A 19,191-nucleotide genomic window follows, 5' to 3' on the forward strand; every position below is an offset into this window, starting at 1 on the left:
CTTTTGGCAAGTGAATTAAACATTATCTCACGTGGCCGATGCAATAAGTGATTGGCAACGCCAGAATTCAAAAGTCACCATCAAACTTTGATGGGTTTTGCCAAATTCACTTAGAAACATCTTTACAGGAGTGAAACAAACTAGAGCTATGGCAACCAATCATTTATTGGAAATTAAACAATACGGTCAAAGTATCTGGATGGATAACTTGAGCCGTGACATTATCCAATCCGGCGAACTCAAGAACTTAGTGGAAAATCAAGGGATTTGTGGAATTACCTCCAACCCTGCGATTTTTGAAAAAGCGATGTCTGGCGACAAGACGCAAGGCGTCAACGCCGGTAATGTGATTTATGATGCCGATATAGAAGCAGGAGTTCGTGCTGGTTTACCAACATACAAAATTTATGAATCTCTAGCTTTTGCAGATATCCGCAATGCTTGTGATATTTTGCGCCCTGTATATGAAGCATCAAATAGGCTAGATGGTTATGTGAGTATAGAAGTACCACCAACCATTGCCCATGATACTGAAGCCACCATTAAAGAAGCCCGTCGCTATTTCCAAGAAATTGAGCGGGAAAATTTGATGATTAAGATCCCTGGGACAGAGGCTGGTTTACCAGCAGTGGAACAGGTGATATCTGAGGGGATGAATGTCAACATTACATTGCTATTCTCAGTAGATAGCTATATCAATACAGCTTGGGCTTATATTCGCGGCTTAGAAAAACGGGCCGCAGCAGGTGAAGACATTAGTCGCATAGCTTCCGTCGCTAGTTTCTTCCTCAGCCGCATTGACAGCAACATTGACGCTAAGATTGATGCTAAGTTGAAAAAAGGCGTTGATGATATTGCCATCGAGGCAAAACTGAGAGCTGTGAAAGGGAAAGTGGCGATCGCAAATGCTAAGATTGCTTATCAAGAATACAAAAAGATTATTGAGAGCGATCGCTGGCAAGCTTTAGCCGCAAAAGGAGCTAAAGTACAACGCTTACTTTGGGCCAGCACCAGCACTAAAGACCCTCACTACAGCGATGTGATGTATGTCGATGAGTTGATAGGGCCTGACACCGTTAATACCGTACCACCTGCCACAATTGCTGCTTGTGCAGATCATTGCGATGTTGCTAATCGCATTGAAACAGGTATAGAAGAAGCTTACAACCTGATAGCCAACCTCAAAGATCCGGACATCAATATCAATATCGATGATGTGATGGACGAACTTTTGGTTGAAGGAATTGACAAATTTGTTCAGCCTTTCCAGTCCTTAATGAACTCTTTAGAAGACAAAGTCAAGCTATTGTCACCAGTATAGGGACTAGGGACTAGGGGCTAGGGACTGGGGACTAAGGAAGATTAACCAATCCCCTTTTTCCCCTTCACCCTTCCCCTTTTCCCCTTCCTACATCCCAAATCTCAACCCTCAAATTGCAAATTCCTATGGTCAGTCTCTTAGAAAATCCCCTGCGCGTTGGTCTGCAACAGCAAGGGATGCCCGAACCCCAGATTATAGTTATTTTTGGCGCTTCCGGTGACCTTACCTGGCGCAAACTCGTACCCGCACTTTTTAAATTGCGGCGGGAACGGCGTATTCCCCCAGAAATCACGATTGTGGGTGTGGCGCGCCGTGAGTGGAGCCATGAATACTTCCGCGAACAAATGCAGAAGGGGATGGAAGAGGCTCATAGTGATGTCGAACTAGGAGAACTCTGGCAAGATTTCTCTCAAGGTCTGTTCTATTGCCCAGGGGATATAGATAACCCAGAAAGCTACCAAAAACTGAAAAATTTATTGAGCGAATTAGACGAGAAACGGGGAACAAGGGGAAACCGGATGTTCTACCTTTCTGTCGCTCCTAACTTCTTTCCGGAAGCGATTAAGCAACTAGGGGGAGCAGGAATGCTAGACGATCCCTACAAACACCGTCTAGTCATTGAAAAACCCTTTGGTAGAGACTTAGCTTCTGCTAAAAGCCTCAATAAAGTGGTGCAGAAATTCTGCAAAGAAAACCAAGTTTATCGGATTGACCACTATTTAGGGAAAGAAACTGTTCAAAATTTATTGGTATTTCGCTTTGCCAATGCGATTTTTGAACCTTTGTGGAATCGTCAGTTTGTTGACCACGTACAAATTACCGTGGCAGAAACCGTAGGAGTAGAAGACCGCGCTGGCTACTATGAAAAAGCTGGGGCGTTGCGGGATATGTTGCAAAACCACTTGATGCAACTGTATTGCTTAACCGCGATGGAAGCACCAAACGCAATGGATGCTGACAGTATCCGTACAGAAAAAGTTAAGGTGCTACAAGCTACGCGTTTAGCAGAAGTAAATAACTTGTCGCGTGCCGCAGTTAGAGGTCAATACAGTGCTGGGTGGATGAAAGGTCAACCTGTACCTGGGTATAGAGAAGAACCAGGGGTAGACCCCAACTCCACAACACCCACCTATGTGGCAATGAAGTTTTTAGTCGATAACTGGCGCTGGCAAGGCGTACCCTTCTACCTGCGTACTGGCAAACGGATGCCGAAAAAAGTCAGTGAGATTGCGATTCACTTCCGGGATGTCCCTTCTCGGATGTTCCAATCTGCCGCACAACAAAGAAATGCCAATGTTTTAGCCATGCGGATTCAACCGAACGAAGGAATTTCCCTGCGTTTTGATGTCAAAATGCCCGGGGCTGAATTCCGCACCCGTTCTGTTGACATGGACTTTAGCTATGGTTCCTTTGGGATTCAAGCAACTTCTGATGCTTACGATCGCTTGTTCCTTGATTGTATGATGGGCGACCAAACATTGTTCACCAGAGCTGATGAAGTAGAAGCAGCTTGGCAGGTAGTGACACCAGCCCTTTCCGTTTGGGATGCACCCGCAGATCCCAATACCATTCCTCGGTACGAAGCAGGTACTTGGGAACCAGCAGAAGCGGAATTCTTGATCAACCAAGATGGTCGTCGCTGGCGCAGACTCTAAAATTTTAGATTTTAGATTTTAGATTTTAGATTGGGGATCAGGGGACAGGTAATTATTTCTCGGTGATGTCACAGACTATTACCAATTAGCGATTACCTACTACCTACTACTAAATTCTTAATCCAAAATCTTAAATCACAAATCCAAAATCCAAAATCCAAAATCCAAAATTGACTATGACTTCTCAAGCTCCTACGATTTTCTCACTGCAAGCACCAAAGGATATTTCGCTCACAGAAATTGAAGCGGAATTAAATCAAATTTGGCAAAGTTACGGGATCGCTGGTGATGATGGTGCGCTACCTGCGGCGACTCGCGCCACGACTTTTACTTTAGTTGTGTATGAACCAGAAGAAACCCAGTATCTTTTGGCGACTTTAGGGTTTTACAATGGCCCTATGGACGGTATTTTAGGGCCTCAGACTCAAGCAGCAATAAGGGAAGTACAGCGCAAATTTGAACTGCCTGAAACCGGAAATGCTAACCCTGAAACCCTGGCTGTATTGCGCGAACAATTCACTAAAGGTCACCGGGGATCTGCTGGAGATGGTGCTGTTTCTTATGCAGACACAGCTAGTCCCAGAATTGCTGATGAAATTGCCATTCGGAACCCATGCCGGATTATTGCCCTGTTTCCCATTGCGGGAGAGGATGAAGGGGTAAAAGCCCAAGTTTCTGCTTATTGCCCAATTCAAAAGCAATCCTCAAGCACACTTATTTGTTGCGAATATATCACTTTGTCTGGAACTGCTAGCGCCTTAGAACGGATAGGCGGCATGATTCCAGCTTTGTTGATTGGTGGTTTGCCTAAGTTTTTGTGGTGGAAAGCAACACCAGATCCCAACAATTCTTTATTCAAGAAGCTGGCGGCAATCTGTAATAATGTCATCGTTGATTCTTGTAATTTCAACAAACCAGAAAGTGATTTGTTGAGTCTGCAAGAATTGGTAGAAACAGGCGTACCTTTAGCAGATTTGAACTGGCGGCGTTTGTCAGCTTGGCAAGAATTAACAGCGCAAGCTTATGACTCTCCCAATCGTTGCGCGGCTTTGAAGGAAATTGACCGAGTTAACATTGACTACGAAAAAGGCAACCCCACACAAGCATTGCTGTTTTTAGGTTGGCTGGCTAGTCGATTGCAATGGGTACCAGTTTCCTATCAAAAAGAAAGCGGAGATTATGAGATAGGCAAAATTCGCTTTGTTACCAACGACCAAAAGCAAGTGGAAGCTGAATTAGCAGGGGTTCCTGTTGCTGATGTGGGTGAAATCGCAGGTGATTTAATTGCCTTGCGCTTGAGTTCTACTAATCCCCAAGCTGACTGCGGTACAGTGATTTGTTCTGAAACTGGCGGTTGTATGCGGATGGAAACCCACGGTGGGGCGCAGTCTGCTGGTTTGTTCCAACAGGTTAGTTCACTGTCGGAACAAAAGGCAGAAGCCTTGCTAAGTCAGCAGGTACAGCGCTGGGGACATGAATCACTGTTTGAGGACAGCTTAGGAGTGACAGCGAAAGTATTGAACTTAGCAGGGAAAAATTAGCACCGCTATGCGGAAGTCAAAAGTCACAGAGACGCGATGAATCGCGTCTGTACTTAAAAGTGAAAAAAATTGTATATCAAGGCTTTTAGGTAATTGACACTGATTTCTTGATTTGCACTTGCTGTAATAGGTTGAAGGGAGTTTCCCTAAATAAAGAAATACCTCCAGAATATGGAGGTATTTTTATATATACGCACTTTGAAAAACATTTGCTCTTTTTGAAACGAACCGCAAAGACACTAAGGAAACGAAGTTAAGAGAATTACAGGGGTAGGTCGCGTAGGTAGTAAAAGCGATCGCTCCTCCAATCACTTCCTTTTTCTCGCCCTAAATAGCCTGTTAAAGGTGATGATAATTCAATCAGAATTTCGTGCATCTCTTGAGTTTTTAGTGGCTGCGGGGGATTTGAGCCAAAATACGCACCATGTAAACTATCGACACCAGCAGATTCTATACCTGAGTTTTGCAAATAATTTTTGACAAGCTGGATGATGTGCGATCGCAATTTAATCTCTTTCTCAGCTTTATCAATATATTCATCAAGTTTATAGTCAATTTGACCAGGTTCTAGATATTGCTTTAATTCAACTAAATTAATAGCACCTGGATATTTAGATTTTAATTCAACTAACTTTTGTAGAGTCATAGCATTAATAATACTTACTTCCCATTCTTTAGCGGCTTTTAGTGTATCTGTAGATGGATTACCAGGGCCAATTACTAACTTAGCTGAAGTTAATAGTTGAGTTTTACCTAAATGCATCCCACCAAGTTTGAGTAATTCCTCAACAGTACGACTCGGAATAAGCTTACCTGCTTTACACTCGCAAACAATAGGGTAAGGTTTTGAACAAAATAAATCTAAGCCTCCAGCACCACCTTTGAAAGCACTTTCAACCTTGAAGCCTAAAAACTCTAGACTTTGACGTGCGATGTTTTCAAAATCTGTACCAGCTTGATAATTGCTTTTTTTCTCATCTTTTTCGATGCTGCGATCGCCCAATTTTGCAATATCATTTATCCAAGCTAAATCTGGATCGGGTTGTTTAATTAGCTTGTCACTACTCCAACCCAAAAATACTTTGATATCGTCGTCTAATTGTTTCGCTGCTGGTTGGCTAATGCTTAGGGATGTGATCGCACTCTGTAATTCTTCCAACTCAGGATGCAGGGGGGATTCTAGCTTTTCTAATTGGCGTTTGCGTTGAGCGAAGATGCGATCGCTTAATACAGGTTTGTCTTCAGAACCAGAAATATTTGATACACTAACAAATTTACCTATTTTCTCCTGAATATTTGGATTTGCAGTAACTTGGCATATCTTAGGTAAATCATAAATTCGTAAGTAAGCTAAAAAAATATTCTGTTGTTTCTGTATTATTGCCTCAAAAGCTTCTGGTCTCCATATTGTTAACTGAGATAAAACATCTAAAGGTTTAGTTTTATCTAGAATTTGGCAAAGTTCACATTTAGCCCAAGCTTTAATTGAAATTGTCTCAGAATTAACTTGTTTGATAGCAGTTTGAGCAATGGGCAAAAAATTTGCGCGGTAGTATTGCTCAATTGAAAGTAGATTAGTTGAAGTATCTAGGGGATAAATTGCAAATCTTTGTCCAGGACGAAGAAACATTCTAGGTAAAGCTGCAATTGTTCGTCCCTGTATTAATGCTTCAATATCAGGGACGGGTAAACACAGCGCTGTTGGTAGTGAAAACAGCTGATTCATTATTTTAGCTATAGTGTTAGTTCGACATTATCAGTAGTAACAATGCTTTGCGGAATACTAATAGGTAAACCATCATCAGTTAAATTAGTAGGTTCTTGTCCAGAAGGATCACTGAGAATTTCTCTAATTAAAGGATTATTTATTGCTAGTTGCTCATGCTCGATAAAGTCTAATATCTGTTCTTCTGTCAGTTCATAGCTTTCACGATTATAGTAAACAAGTAATACTGCTAACAGAGGTTTAATGTCTTCGCTTTGTAAGGCTACCCATTCTCCACCTTGTTCTTGTAACAGTTTTCTCAAATGCTGTCTAGCTAATGCTGCACCTGAATTAATATTCTTTGAACGTACCAAACAACCGCGAGTTATATCAAATTTTTTGTAATTAGTTAATCGCTTTAATGCCGCACCTATAAACTTACCATCTTGCTGAACTACAGAAACTCCAATCCTCACTTTTCTATTTTCACTAACAATTCTGAAATCGATATAACCTTGGTCTGCTACATCAGTTTCTATTCCTTCAAGCTCTTCAATTGTAACTCCTTCTATACTTTTACCTATTAAGCTACTAAAAGCTAACCAAAGAGCATCAGCAATTATTGCTTCTTCTTCCATTAATGAATCAATAGAAGCTTCAACATTTGCAAATTCATTCTTAAAGGATGCATTAACTGGATCACCAATAGTAGGTAGAAAATTCTCTGCACACCACTTTAAAACTGACCTAACAGTAGGTCTACCCTTACCCAGTTCTCTAAGTTTCGTCTCATCAAATGGGTAAAGAGGATGAGATGGTTTTTGTTGATTTTCATCATAAAAATCCTGTAACCATCGACTAACTAAAGCAACAATATCATCAGAGTTGAGAAAGTTTAATTTTACTGGTTGTCTGTCAGCTTGTTCACTTGCTAATCTATCTATAACTGCCTCAGCTTCTGGTAAAGCTTTAATTTGGTCTTCCCAGGTGCGAGGATACATTGCTAATACTAGAACACCTCGCTTAAGAGTGTTATATAAATCCTTCACTAAACTAGCAATAACTTGTGCAGCTAAAAAACCATTATCGGCCATATCTGCTATATCTAATTCATCGAAGCAAATCACCGGGATTCGATAATGGCTAGTTATATCTAAAATTTGACGAACAGTGCTTAATGCTTCGGCTTCTCTATCCTCAGTTTTAGGATTTGGTAAACCCATTGCTTCAGCTTGTGCTTGTGTTAATTCCAAACCAGATAGCCAGTAGGTTGCAAAATTAGCATGAACTGTAGAAAGTGTCCATAATATTGCTCTCACTATATAAGGATTGGTTATTTCAGGCTTAACTTGTAGAACAACTTCTGTCAAATGATCCAGTGCTTTAGTTGAGTGTTTTCCTAACCAGCTTGGATACAAACTAATATATTGTTGTGGTGTATAGTTCCATTGCTTCGCTTCATTTATTAAAGCTGCTGCAATTTCTTGCCATTGCATTAACTTTTGGCTACCAAATGCTCTAAGGCTAGAAGCAACTGTTTGCAGAAATTGATACTTAATTTGATTCAAGTTATCATACTTACTCATATACACAAATAAGCAAGTCTCTTCTGTCTGCAATTGGTGGCGAATTCGACTAATAATATGGCTTTTACCTAATCCTTTTTCTGCTGTAATGGTAATACCTACAGTTTCACGTTGACCTTTACGTATCTTTGCAACTGCTTCAAAAACTGCATTAGAGGCGTGAGAATTAATTGATGGTACATCTGGAAAACTTTTACCCCATATTTGTTGTGGTCTAACTACAATATGTCCTGCAAAAGGGTTCTGATTTCTAATCAGATCATCAATGGTAGATATGCTAATAACCATAGGTTTGTGATTTTAATGTGTGAAGAGTCAAATAAGGTTTAAGGTTACAAACGTGTGGCGTAACAGCGTAATCCATCTAAAACTGTTGTTACGGAATCCTCTATTTTGTCGGGTGCACTGTCTTCTACACTCCCGCCTTGTAGTTGGAAAATATCATCAGCTTGCATTTCTAGTAGCCAATTATTAAACTCAGTACGACTCAAACGATCGCCTATTTCTCTCCTAATCCGGTAAATTGGTACTAGATGATTAAAGTTGTATTCATAGTTCAGCTTGTCGTAGACTTCCAAAGCTACTGGTTTGAACTCTTCGTAAGATGCGATCGCATCTCTCGTTTTACCTTTTACTGATGCAGATGTACTAGCTACTGCCACATTTATCTGATTAATCCACCGCAACAATGCATTTGCAGCCCAAGTACCAACCATTGTCCCTTCAAACTTAAAATTGCTATCTTTCAGACCCTCACCTAATACCTCTAAACCCTTGGGAGATGCTAAAGAGTATCCTTTTTTGGAGACAGCGATCGCTCCTTGTTGTTGCAATTCCTCAAAAATGATTTGATAATCTGCTACCTTCTTACCCTTGGGTACAATTCTCTTGGCTAGTAAACCTTTTGTTACTTCTTGCTGCGTTCCTCCCAAATCCCACAAAGCTAGCAGCAAACGTGTTTTAGTTTGATTTACCGCCTGAAAATTATTCTGTTTCATACCCATTTTATGTAGCCTATTTAACTTGCTTACACTATGATAATTTTAATTTTTTTACATTGCCTACTTAGAAAACACGGAAAAATTGCTGAAAAGGTTTGAATAATTCCTGCATTTATCAAATTAAAATAGATACTAAAATTTTTATTAAGTAATAATGCTTAGTAAATAAATTAACACAAATTAGATTTGTAAATTTTTAAAGCTTATATGTAGTGAGTGGGATAGAATCTGTGCGCGAAAAATAGCGATCGCATCTCCCAAGACAAAGTTAGTTGGTTAATTCCCAACATATTACCTAGGGATGAAGGCGGTTTATTTCAAAGGCGGGATGGAATAGTTGCAAATCTGCATCACCATAACAGTGAAACGCTTTACTTGTGCTGTTGTGAATGAGCTACCAATATTTTTTCAACTTCAGAAAAAATACTTGGAATTCTAATTCTGTATTTTGCAACAGCACGGCTTGAGCAAATGCAGGTCATAAAAAACGATGAACACAACTTACAAAGAGCGTAAATGGGTTTCGCGGCTGCTGGCGGTTTGTCTGTCAGCATTACTAATAGTACCCGTGCTGACTAGCTGTGGCGGTTCTCGCAACGCTTCAGTTCCCCCACCAGTTGATGATACGGCTGGAAGAACAGTGAGCGATCGCAACATCTCAAACCAAACCCAAGCTAAGAAGGGACTAGGTACAGGACAGAAAGTAGCAATTTTGGCTGGAGCAGCAGCACTTTACTATCTCTACAACCAGCATAAAAATGCTTCACAAGAAGGAGCGCAAGGTAAGTACTACCTTTCCAAGAATGGACGTGTCTACTACCGCGATGCTGAACATCGCGCCCACTGGGTAACTCCACCCTCAGAAGGAATTCGAGTCCCCGAATCGGAAGCGCAGAGATACCGTGACTATCAAGGCTATAACGGGCGCTCTACAGGTAGAGATTTAACTGGCATCAGTGCAACTGAAGCGCCAGCATTATAGATAAATAAAACGTGTGTGCAATTAACAGCGGCTTCCCGAAGGATAACGCCTGTCGCGCACGTGGAAACCACGAATTAATCAGGAGATAGATCATGGTAGATGATTTTTTCCGCAAAGCGAAGGATTTTTTCTTAGGGAACAACAATCAAGCTGAAGAAGATTACCGCGATCGCGATGTCCGTCCAGCTAGCGAAGATCCCTATGGCGATCCCGCAGACCAGGATGTTTACGGTAACGCCATCCCCGCTAGCCAAGACCCCTACGGCGACCCTGCTGATGTTTACGGTAACGCCATCCCTGCTAGTCAAGACCCTTATGGCGACCCCGGAGATTATTACGGTAACGCCATCCCCGCCAGTCAAGACCCCTACGGCGACCCCGCCGACCAAAACATTTTCGGCGATGTCCGTCCAGCTAGCGAAGACCCCTATGGCGATCCTGCGGATGAAGAATACCGCCGCTAAAGCCAACTAAGGTTGTGATGTTGCTTTTGATGTGTCGGTAATTGGGACAAAAGAATAACTTGATGGAATAGCAATCACGGCAGTAGCATTTAATGCTACTGCTTTTTACTGTACAAATGATTTCTTAATTACGAATTACGAATTGCAATTTATACCAATTTGAAAAAAGAACACGACAGTAGGGGCAAGGCAGTGCCCACCTGTGTCAACTTAAGCTTAAAGCTATATAGGGCGGGCGTTGTACAAATACCTCGCGCCCTCATCCCCTAACCCCTTCTCCCGCAGGAGAAGGGGAACTAAATCTCTTGCTCCCTTCTCCCTGAGGGAGAGGGGCTGGGGGTGAGGGCGAAACCTTGCAACCAAGCTCTTTTCACGTTAAGTTGACACCAATGGGCCGTGCCTTGCCCTCTAGAATATATTGATTGTCGCAAACATTATTTGAATTGGTATTAAATTAAATTTTGGCAGCAGTTAATATTTCCTGTGCGCGGTCAATATTTAAACCTACCGATTGAGCAGAAACACGTAAAGCAGCTTTTTCTTCATTGGTGAGATTTAATTCCAATACACTTTCAATTCCGCCGCAACCTAAGCGACAGGGAACGCCGATCACAATGTCGTTTAAACCGTATTCACCTTGAAGATATGCGGCTACAGGCAATAAACGTGATTGATTCAGCAAAATTGATTCCACCATTACGCTGACAGCAGAGGCGGGAGCAAAAAAAGCTCCTCCTGTTTGCATCAATTCCACTATTTCTGCACCACCATTACGGGTTCTCTGTACTAAGCGTTCTATGGTGGGTGCATCTAATAATTCTGTAATGGGAACGCCGTTAACATTGGCATAACGGGGCAAGGGAACCATTAAATCGCCGTGGCTACCTAATACCATTGCTTTGACATCGGCTGGTAAAACCCCTAATTCGAGGGCAATGAAGGTTTCAAAGCGGGCTGAGTCTAAAACGCCAGCCATCCCCATAACGCGATGTTTAGCAACAAATCCCTGCTGGTTGGGGCGGGTTAAACCTGTAGCTTGCCCAACTAAATAAGTCATCACATCTAAGGGATTGGTGACAACAATAAAAATAGCATTAGGAGAGTGAGCGATCGCATTCTTGGCTGCTTCCACCACAATCTTGGCATTGATGATCAGTAAGTCATCCCTAGTCATACCTGGTTTGCGGGGAAGTCCGGCTGTAATCACCACAATTTCCGAACCTGCAGTATCAATATAATCGTTAGTGCCAATAATCCGACGATTATGTAATTCAATGCCCCTAGACTCCATCAAATCCAATGCCAATCCTTGAGGCATTCCAGGGACGATATCTAATAAAACTACATCTGCAAGATTTTTCTCAGCAATTCGTTGGGCTAGGGTACTACCAACTCTACCTGCGCCAATAATGCTGACGCGAGGAAAACTACAAACAATAGACGGATCGGATGAATAAAACATAAGCTGGGTTAGGTAGTGCAATTTTGTATAAACAATAAGTCTTAGTAAGGATTTGAGTGCTTAAAATCAAGACTCAAACCTTTACTACCAACTTAACGTACCCCTGAAGCTTAGGTTTTATTGAAGGTGGCGAAAAAATTCATTGAAAGCGACGGGAAACTCCGCTCAGTGAGTGGACAAGGTTATTCTCTCCATCACTTAGGGTATTGAGCATTGGTAAATTCTTCCCCATGCCCAATGCCCAATGCCCTATTCCCTTATTTAAATTCTTCTAGCTGATCCAAACGTAACCAAATATTTGGTGTTGGAACTAGTCCAAACTTCACTAAAGCGTAATCACCTTTGACATCTACAATTTCGCCTTTGCTATCAAACAAGTAAGCCGGAAAGCGAGAATCACTGGCTTGTGCTTCTAAACTATTTTCTAATTTTTCGCGGATAGCGCGAACCATATCTCCTTTTTTAACTGCCATGAGATTCCCTCGATTTTTTGTTAATTGTTTTATACAGGATCTTAGCTTGCAGTAATACTCAAAAATACAAGCCTACTATTTATATGTTTCTATGATTAGAGTTAGCTAAACTAATGCTGACATTCGGGGCAAAAATGACTAGATCGCCCTGCTAACTTAATTCGCTGTATCACATTACCACAAACTCGACAAGGTTCTCCCGTGCGGTTGTATACTAACGCCACACCGCCATAATTACCATTAACACCTTTGACATTGAGGAAATTACTAAAAGTTGTACCACCAGCCGCGATACTGGCTTCTAATACTTGAATAATCGCAGTTCGCAAAAGCTCTATTTGCTTTGGTCGCAAATCGGTACAAAAAGTTTCTGGTAAAATCCCACTCTTAAAAAGCGCTTCATCAGCATAGATATTACCTAAGCCCGCTACCACTGACTGATCTAATAAGGCAGTTTTGATAGGACGGCGGCGATTTTTGAGTTTTTGCGCCAAATATTCAACCGTAAATTCTGGTGAAAACGGATCTACAGCTAATTTTGCTAAACCAGTAATGATACTTTCCACCGCTACATTTGGCGGAACCCACCACATTTGACCAAAAGTACGCTGATCTACAAATCGCAATTCCTGTTGATCCCCGAAAAATAATCTGACTCGCGTGTGCTTATGTAGTGGTTCATCACGATGCAGCCATAGTAATTGACCAGTCATTCGTAGATGCGCCCCTAGCCAAGCGGGGGATGAGGGAGAATTTGGGTGTTCTCCTTGTATTTTGGCTTGGGGATCGGGAGTTAGTTGGGCGAGGAGATATTTACCACGACGATACCAACTGGTAATAGCACTCCCTTTAATGCCATCAATAAATTCACCAACAGAAAACGGGTAGGCAATGGTGCGATCTAGCAACACATCACCACCCGTAATTTCTTGATTCAGGGTCAACTGATTGAGACCCCTGCGGACTGTTTCAACTTCAGGCAGTTCAGGCATTCAAACAGAGTTAAGCAAGCTATTTGCTTATTGAGGATAGGGAGTAGAGAGTGAGGAAGTAGTAAATTACCTCCAAAGTTCTCAGGGTTGGCTTGTGACCCTAGAACTCCTCTCTATCATCCCATTAAAGAATCCCCTTGTAGCTTCAGTGCTTACTTTTTAGCTTTTGCTGCTGGAGGTGCAACTTCCAATAATTCGCTTTCAGCAAAGTTATTGGTGTTGATCCCTGAGTAATTGACATTGTCAAAACGGACAATCACAGAATACTTGATACCGCTTTGGTCAATAGACGCTACGGTACCTACATCTTGAAACCAGTAGGACTCTGGTCTGAGAATACGTACTTTAGAACCACGTTGAACCATGAGTTTTTTCCCTTTTAGTTATCAATCGCCAATGTATGAAGGCTAATTGATTTCACTCTACAACCTGAAGGACGTAGCAAGAAGCATTGTTAAGTTATTTTTCCTATTGGGGCATCGGTAATGGGTAATGGGTAATGGGTAATTGGTAATGGGTAATTGGTAATGGGTAATGGGTAATGGGTAATTGGTAATTGGTAATTGGTAATTGTGCCCCTTATCTCCCTCATCACCCCAGTCCCCAGTCACTAGTCCCCAATCCCCAATCCCTTTTTATAAATACCTGTGAAATATTACTTGACAAAGGCCCCGTTATCGCTTAAGTTCGTCTCGTTCGCACATAAAACTTTAGGAAACGCTCACACTTTGCTTAGTACAAATAAACTCCCCTCATTACCTCTACCGATTCGGAGATCCTTATCTAAATAAGTGATATCCAACCATCCTTGTTGTCTATCACTGTTAATCGCAGTATCAATTGCCGTAAATTTACTACCAGCTTCAATTTCTTGAATAAAATTTTCTGGGGAATTGTAACCTAATAGACGTTGCCAACCAATGATACTTCGATTAAATTTAACTTGGACGCGACGACCTGAGAGTGGCTCAAATTTGGCAGCAACACTGACCAATCCTTCAAGATAAGGTAGGCCATAAATCTCGGCTATATTGTAAACGCTAGTATTTTCTACGCGGATGTACTGATAAATTTGTCCGAGTTTAAAGAAAGGTAATCGATCCAGATTTAATAGTGCCTTACTTGTGGTATATATTAATCGCCAATTACCATCAAGTAAGCTACTAGCTTCTACAGGAAGTGGTGTGGGATTAAGGTCTTCCAAAGTGGCGATCGCAGCTAAAATAGCTTGTTTCTGCTTTTCACTAGCCAGTAAACCGCGATTAGTACCAGCGATCGCATCTAAGAGAGCCGTTTTTCCAATCATCGCTAATCACCTCAAAATCATCAGGATGAAATCAGCATTAAATATATAGAAATCGCAAATGTATATAGCCTAACTACATTAGTATTAAACTCCTGCCATCTACCATAAGGTAATTAAATAAATCTCTTTTGATAGATTGCGGATTATTCAACTTTTGAGTTGAATCAATAACTAAATTATCTCGTATCCAGTGATAGACTCTAAATGTCTAGCTACTCGAATGTATTCGTTTATTGTGCGATATGTTGAATTCTCCATTACGTGAAGAACCCCGCAACCAGCGAGCTGCTGTGATTCCCTTAAAACAAGAGACTTCTCTTATAGACTGGTTACAATCTAGCGGTCGGATTATTGCGCGTGACGTTCACGAGCCTGATTTTCAGGATGAAGAAGAAGAAATTTCAGAGTTTCTCGGTGGAGAAGACGGTATCGCTGACTTTGATGATGATGACGACGATATCGGTATTGCCGAAGATTAATTTTGATAGGTGGCATCAATCGCCACAAATGTTCAGTTTTGTAAGTGTGGAGTGAAGGGAAATATCCGTGGACGCTAAACTATCTCCTGACCAAGAGTTAAACTTTTCTGGAATCGGTATCGCTTCTTGTTTGGCTTTAGGGCTAGGCGGGGCTGCATTGGTTTTGGATTATATAAGTAATAGATTGCCTTGGCAGGGTATGTCTCTGACCCTGCCACTACTATTGGGTGCGCTATGTTCGGCAGCTTTAGGCTTCTGGGTAGTTCCACTGCTACAGGCACTCAAAACTGGGCAAATAATCCGTGAAGATGGCCCCCAAGCCCATCTGAAAAAGGCAGGTACTCCAACAATGGGGGGTATATTCTTTATTCCCGCTGGTGTAATTATTGCCTGTGTATTGTCGAATTTTGCCACACCAGTGCTTGCGGTTTCCGCATTGACACTCAGCTATGGTTTGATTGGCTGGTTAGACGATTGGCAAATTCTCCGCCGCAAGTCGAATAAGGGTATATCCCCGAAGATGAAACTGGGTTTGCAAATTGCTTTTGCATCACTGTTTTGTCTGTGGCTGATGTTTAATCAACCAACCGGGATTACAAATATTGCTTTACCCTTGCTAGGTGTTTCAATTCCCTTAGGATTACTCTTCTGGCCTCTAGCTGGTTTTGCTTTAGTAGCAGAGAGTAACGCCACAAATCTCACCGATGGTATTGACGGCTTGGCTGGTGGAACAGCCGCGATCGCATTTTTAGCACTTGGTGCTGTAATTGCACCCAACTCACCAGAATTAATGATTTTCTGTGCTGCTTTAAGTGGTGGTTGTTTAGGTTTCTTAGCCCATAATCGCAACCCAGCTCGTGTTTTTATGGGAGATACTGGTTCATTAGCTTTGGGTGGCGGTTTAGCTGCTGTAGCGCTGCTAACTAACAGTTTGGTTATGCTGTTCATTCTTAGCGGTATCTTCTTTGTAGAAACCTTGTCTGTAATGGCGCAAGTAAGTTATTACAAAGCTACTAAAGGGCCAGATGGCAAAGGTAAGCGCCTCTTCAAAATGGCACCCCTACACCATCATTTAGAATTAACAGGCTGGTCAGAATTACAAGTGGTCTCCGTGTTTTATATCATCGCCGCATTCTTAGCCACAATCTCAATGGCGATCGCTTAATTCTCAAGCTGATTTAAGAAAAATATTTGAAATCAAATTACCTAACCCCGCATCTAGTGGGGTTTTTTATTAGGGTTTGGTAATGGGTAATGGGTAATTGGTTAGTGGTAATTGGGTATTTTATTTTGCGCTGCTTCCTCATCTCCCTCATCCCAATCCCCAGTCCCCATTACCCCTAATCCCCACTCCCTACGGTCGTGGGGGCCCCGAGTTCCCCAGTCCCCAGTCCCTAATACCCTATCCCCTCACCTGACTGACTAAATGAACCAGTTCTGGCACAATTAGCTTTTCCATACCCAGACGCACGGCGTTACTGGAACCAGGGAGGGAGAAGATTAATTTATTTTGGTAAACACCAGCAACGGCGCGAGAGGCGATCGCACGGGAGCCGATTTCTTGATAACTTAAAAACCGAAACAATTCGCCAAATCCGGGTAAGGTCTTCTCCAGCAATTTTTCAATCGCATCATAGGTGGTATCTCTGGGTGCAATACCTGTACCACCATTGAAAATCACCACATCTAGGTTTGCAGCTTGACCAAGCTGTTCTATTTGTTCTTGAATTTGTGTTGGTTCATCTTTAATAATTTTGTAAGCTGCGATCGCATGATTAGCAGCCACAAGTAATTCCTGAATTAACTGACCGCTTTTGTCTGTCTCTGGGGATCGGGTATCGCTGACAGTCACAACAGCACAATTTACCGCAATCCCTGGTGCGTCTGGGTGAGGTTTTGTCATACCAATTTATTAAAATGCTACGCTGTTTGGGAATGGGGAATGGGGAATGGGGAATGGGGAATGGGTAATGGGTAATGGGTAATTGGTAATAGGAATTTCTTTGTTTGTCCTCCTCATCTCCCTCATCTTCCTTATCCCCTTGAAGCCTTGTCCCTTAAGACTTACTAAATCCCAAGTCATGTTCATCGGCGTATCGCTCCATGAAGCGCATAAAGCGATCCCATTCGTCGGCAGATTTCATGAGGTAAACTGCTTCTAATGCTTCTGGTTTGCCGTTCACAAATCTTGCCTTAACTTCGCGGGTAATGATTTCCCCTTCTTGATCAATCATGTACATCCCGGTGATATCGTCGGTAGTGGTTTGAGCTAAGGCTTTAGGATTTTCAAAAATAAATGTTGCAGTACCACTCTCACCTGTACGCGATCGCGTCAAGCGCACATCAGGAACTACATCTTCGTCTATACCTCTAGAAAACTGGATTTTCGCCATGATGAGTGAACTTAAAGTTTTGTAATGTTTAATTTAATATTCTCTCATCATTTTAGAACTAAGCAATCTAGCTATTACCGAACTTCTGTATTTACCGATAAATACTTAATTCGCTTCTCGCTCAAGTATTAAAGTTACAGGCCCATCATTTTCGATAGCAACTTGCATCATGGCACCAAATTCACCAGTTTCTACTTTCAAACCACTGATGCGTAATTTGGTAACAAATTTTTCATATAAGTCTTGGGCTAATGTCGGAATAGCCGAACGGTCAAAGGAGGGACGGCGACCTTTGCGACAATCACCATAAAGTGTAAATTGGCTGACTACTAGCAACTCACCGCCAATTTCTTGTACAGATTTTTGCCAACGGTCACCACCTGCTTCATCAGGAAACAACCGCAATTCCAAACATTTGCGTACCATCCAGTCGAGTTCCGCATCGGTATCACTATTGGCAATACCTACAAGTAAGTTTAGTCCATGACCAATTTTGCCAACAATTTCACCATTAACGCTAACTTGAGATGATTTCACTCGCTGGATAATAACGCGCATAGAAAAGAAGAAGGATGAAGTAATTAATATTATTAAATTACTTCATCCTTCATATTTCATTCTTCAGATTGTATTATTTTCCAAATCCCTTACCCCGGCTCACAGAAGGAATACAAAGACACTTTTCTAGTTGACTCAGCAAAGTATCGGTATCTAAGTTTTGACCAATCAAAACTAGTTGGTTTTTAGGTTGACCTTTCCATTCATCATCATCCATTGTGAAACGCTTACCGCACAAGTGGAAAATATGGCGTTTGGGGCTTTCCTCAAACCACATAATTCCCTTAGCGCGAAAGACATTAGTAGGTAGCTGATTATCTAAGAAATATTGGAATTTCCTAATAGATAAAGGCTTATCACTTTGGAAAGATATGGAGCTAAAACCATCATTTTCTAAGTGGTCGGAATGATGGTGATGATGCTCATGATCGTGATGGTCATGGCCACAGGTAGAATGGTCGTGGTCGTGGTCGTGATGGTCATGACCGCAGGTGGAATGGTCATGATCGTGGTCGTGGTCATGATGAGCGTGATCGTGATGATCGTGTTGCTCTTCCGCATTATCAAAGTACTTATCGGACTCAAATAAACCCACACTCAAAATTAAGGGAAGCGGTACTTCGGAACGTGTAGTACGGAGAATTCTTGCCCCTTCTCTAACTTCACCAATTTTCTTTTCTAATTCATTTAAAGCAGTTTCATCAACTAAATCTGCTTTGTTGAGAATAATGACATCACCATAGGCAATTTGACTATATGCAGCCTGAGAATTAAATAAATCTAGGCTATAATTTGCCGCGTCTACTACGGTAATAATTGAATCTAATCTAGTTAAATCCCGTAATTCTGTGCCGAGGAATGTTAAAGCTACAGGCAATGGATCTGCTAGTCCAGTTGTTTCCACAACTAAATAATCTAACTTTTCTTCTCGCTCTAGAACTTTATAAACGGCATCAACTAAATCACTATTAATTGTGCAACAAATACAACCATTACTTAATTCCACCATGTTTTCTTCGGTGGATACAATTAATTCGTTATCAATGCCAATTTCACCAAATTCATTGACTAAAACAGCCGTTTTTAAACCCTGCTGATTAGTCAAGATATGATTCAGTAAAGTTGTCTTACCACTACCGAGGAAACCTGTAATAATGGTTACAGGGATGCCTTGTTTCGGAGCATCCATTGCTTGAGATTCGGGAGTAACTGCTGATTGCATAGCGCTGTAATCAAAAACAAAAAATTCAAAAATTTAGAAGTGTAGCGCAGA

19 protein-coding genes are annotated in these 19,191 nt (G+C 41.7%); 7 read left to right on the plus strand and 12 right to left on the minus strand.

All coding sequences use genetic code 11. The annotated features are described in order from the left end of the window. The first annotated feature begins 148 nt into the window (after nt 1–148). From tal to opcA, 3 genes are all read left to right on the plus strand, one after another. Nucleotides 149–1,321, plus strand: coding sequence for a transaldolase (gene tal, locus AACU25_RS26705; protein WP_096580864.1), 1,173 nt, complete (start codon nt 149–151; stop codon nt 1,319–1,321). Nucleotides 1,322–1,446: 125 nt separating this feature from the next. Then, nucleotides 1,447–2,976: a glucose-6-phosphate dehydrogenase gene (zwf, locus tag AACU25_RS26710; RefSeq protein ID WP_096580866.1), complete on the plus strand. Its 1,530-nt coding sequence runs from the start codon at nt 1,447–1,449 to the stop codon at nt 2,974–2,976. A gap of 176 nt (nt 2,977–3,152) precedes the next feature. Then, nucleotides 3,153–4,517 (plus strand): glucose-6-phosphate dehydrogenase assembly protein OpcA, encoded by a 1,365-nt coding sequence (gene opcA / locus AACU25_RS26715; protein ID WP_096580867.1) that lies wholly within the window; start codon nt 3,153–3,155, stop codon nt 4,515–4,517. A gap of 262 nt (nt 4,518–4,779) precedes the next feature. Here opcA and AACU25_RS26720 read toward each other — a convergent pair whose 3' ends face one another. The 3 genes from AACU25_RS26720 to AACU25_RS26730 are packed head-to-tail and all read right to left on the minus strand — an operon-like array spanning nt 4,780 to nt 8,812. Beyond that, complete coding sequence (locus tag AACU25_RS26720; RefSeq protein ID WP_190445876.1) at nt 4,780–6,243, minus strand: DUF1802 family protein; 1,464 nt, start codon at nt 6,241–6,243, stop codon at nt 4,780–4,782. A gap of 8 nt (nt 6,244–6,251) precedes the next feature. After that, nucleotides 6,252–8,096: a hypothetical protein gene (locus AACU25_RS26725; RefSeq protein WP_096580869.1), complete on the minus strand. Its 1,845-nt coding sequence runs from the start codon at nt 8,094–8,096 to the stop codon at nt 6,252–6,254. A gap of 44 nt (nt 8,097–8,140) precedes the next feature. Further along, nucleotides 8,141–8,812, minus strand: a complete 672-nt coding sequence (locus AACU25_RS26730) for a hypothetical protein (protein ID WP_096580871.1) — start codon at nt 8,810–8,812, stop codon at nt 8,141–8,143. A 487-nt stretch (nt 8,813–9,299) separates the two neighbouring features. Here AACU25_RS26730 and AACU25_RS26735 point away from each other — a divergent pair, with 487 nt between their 5' ends. Together AACU25_RS26735 and AACU25_RS26740 are read left to right on the plus strand one after the other, a co-directional pair. Continuing rightward, a complete protein-coding gene (locus AACU25_RS26735; RefSeq protein WP_096580873.1) occupies nt 9,300–9,791 on the plus strand; it encodes a hypothetical protein in 492 nt (163 codons plus the stop codon). Between the two features lie 92 nt (nt 9,792–9,883). Next, nucleotides 9,884–10,255 (plus strand): translation initiation factor, encoded by a 372-nt coding sequence (locus AACU25_RS26740; RefSeq protein ID WP_096580875.1) that lies wholly within the window; start codon nt 9,884–9,886, stop codon nt 10,253–10,255. A 454-nt stretch (nt 10,256–10,709) separates the two neighbouring features. On the opposite strand, the gene mdh is transcribed toward AACU25_RS26740, so the two are convergent. The 5 genes from mdh to AACU25_RS26765 all read right to left on the minus strand — a co-directional run bounded on the left by mdh (nt 10,710) and on the right by AACU25_RS26765 (nt 14,488). Further along, nucleotides 10,710–11,717: a malate dehydrogenase gene (mdh, locus tag AACU25_RS26745; RefSeq protein WP_096580877.1), complete on the minus strand. Its 1,008-nt coding sequence runs from the start codon at nt 11,715–11,717 to the stop codon at nt 10,710–10,712. Between the two features lie 257 nt (nt 11,718–11,974). Then, nucleotides 11,975–12,190, minus strand: coding sequence for an NAD(P)H-quinone oxidoreductase subunit O (ndhO, locus tag AACU25_RS26750; protein ID WP_045873363.1), 216 nt, complete (start codon nt 12,188–12,190; stop codon nt 11,975–11,977). Nucleotides 12,191–12,300: 110 nt separating this feature from the next. Beyond that, nucleotides 12,301–13,182, minus strand: coding sequence for a DNA-formamidopyrimidine glycosylase (locus AACU25_RS26755; protein ID WP_096580879.1), 882 nt, complete (start codon nt 13,180–13,182; stop codon nt 12,301–12,303). A gap of 152 nt (nt 13,183–13,334) precedes the next feature. Then, nucleotides 13,335–13,547, minus strand: coding sequence for a photosystem I reaction center subunit IV (locus AACU25_RS26760; RefSeq protein WP_096580881.1), 213 nt, complete (start codon nt 13,545–13,547; stop codon nt 13,335–13,337). A 356-nt stretch (nt 13,548–13,903) separates the two neighbouring features. Continuing rightward, nucleotides 13,904–14,488, minus strand: a complete 585-nt coding sequence (locus AACU25_RS26765; protein ID WP_096580883.1) for a PAP/fibrillin family protein — start codon at nt 14,486–14,488, stop codon at nt 13,904–13,906. Nucleotides 14,489–14,730: 242 nt separating this feature from the next. Between AACU25_RS26765 and AACU25_RS26770 the strand changes: the two genes are divergently transcribed. Both AACU25_RS26770 and mraY read left to right on the plus strand, forming a co-directional pair. Beyond that, entirely contained in the window at nt 14,731–14,967 is a 237-nt protein-coding gene (locus tag AACU25_RS26770; protein ID WP_045873359.1) for a DUF3134 domain-containing protein, read from the plus strand. A 67-nt stretch (nt 14,968–15,034) separates the two neighbouring features. Beyond that, the gene (gene mraY / locus AACU25_RS26775; protein WP_096580885.1) at nt 15,035–16,132 is read left to right on the plus strand and encodes a phospho-N-acetylmuramoyl-pentapeptide-transferase; all 1,098 of its coding nucleotides are present in this window, start codon (nt 15,035–15,037) and stop codon (nt 16,130–16,132) included. Between the two features lie 237 nt (nt 16,133–16,369). On the opposite strand, the gene AACU25_RS26780 is transcribed toward mraY, so the two are convergent. The 4 genes from AACU25_RS26780 to AACU25_RS26795 all read right to left on the minus strand — a co-directional run bounded on the left by AACU25_RS26780 (nt 16,370) and on the right by AACU25_RS26795 (nt 19,140). Continuing rightward, nucleotides 16,370–16,870, minus strand: a complete 501-nt coding sequence (locus tag AACU25_RS26780; protein WP_096580887.1) for a MogA/MoaB family molybdenum cofactor biosynthesis protein — start codon at nt 16,868–16,870, stop codon at nt 16,370–16,372. Nucleotides 16,871–17,024: 154 nt separating this feature from the next. Beyond that, on the minus strand, nt 17,025–17,360 hold the full coding sequence (gene psb28, locus AACU25_RS26785) for a photosystem II reaction center protein Psb28 (protein WP_096580889.1): 336 nt from the start codon (nt 17,358–17,360) through the stop codon (nt 17,025–17,027). 105 nt (nt 17,361–17,465) lie between these two features. After that, nucleotides 17,466–17,918, minus strand: coding sequence for a D-aminoacyl-tRNA deacylase (gene dtd, locus AACU25_RS26790; protein ID WP_096580891.1), 453 nt, complete (start codon nt 17,916–17,918; stop codon nt 17,466–17,468). 73 nt (nt 17,919–17,991) lie between these two features. Continuing rightward, entirely contained in the window at nt 17,992–19,140 is a 1,149-nt protein-coding gene (locus tag AACU25_RS26795) for a CobW family GTP-binding protein (protein ID WP_096580893.1), read from the minus strand. Nucleotides 19,141–19,191: the final 51 nt, after the last annotated feature.

The organism is Tolypothrix tenuis PCC 7101 (assembly GCF_963874875.1).
Taxonomy (GTDB): Bacteria; Cyanobacteriota; Cyanobacteriia; order Cyanobacteriales; family Nostocaceae; genus Aulosira; species Aulosira tenue.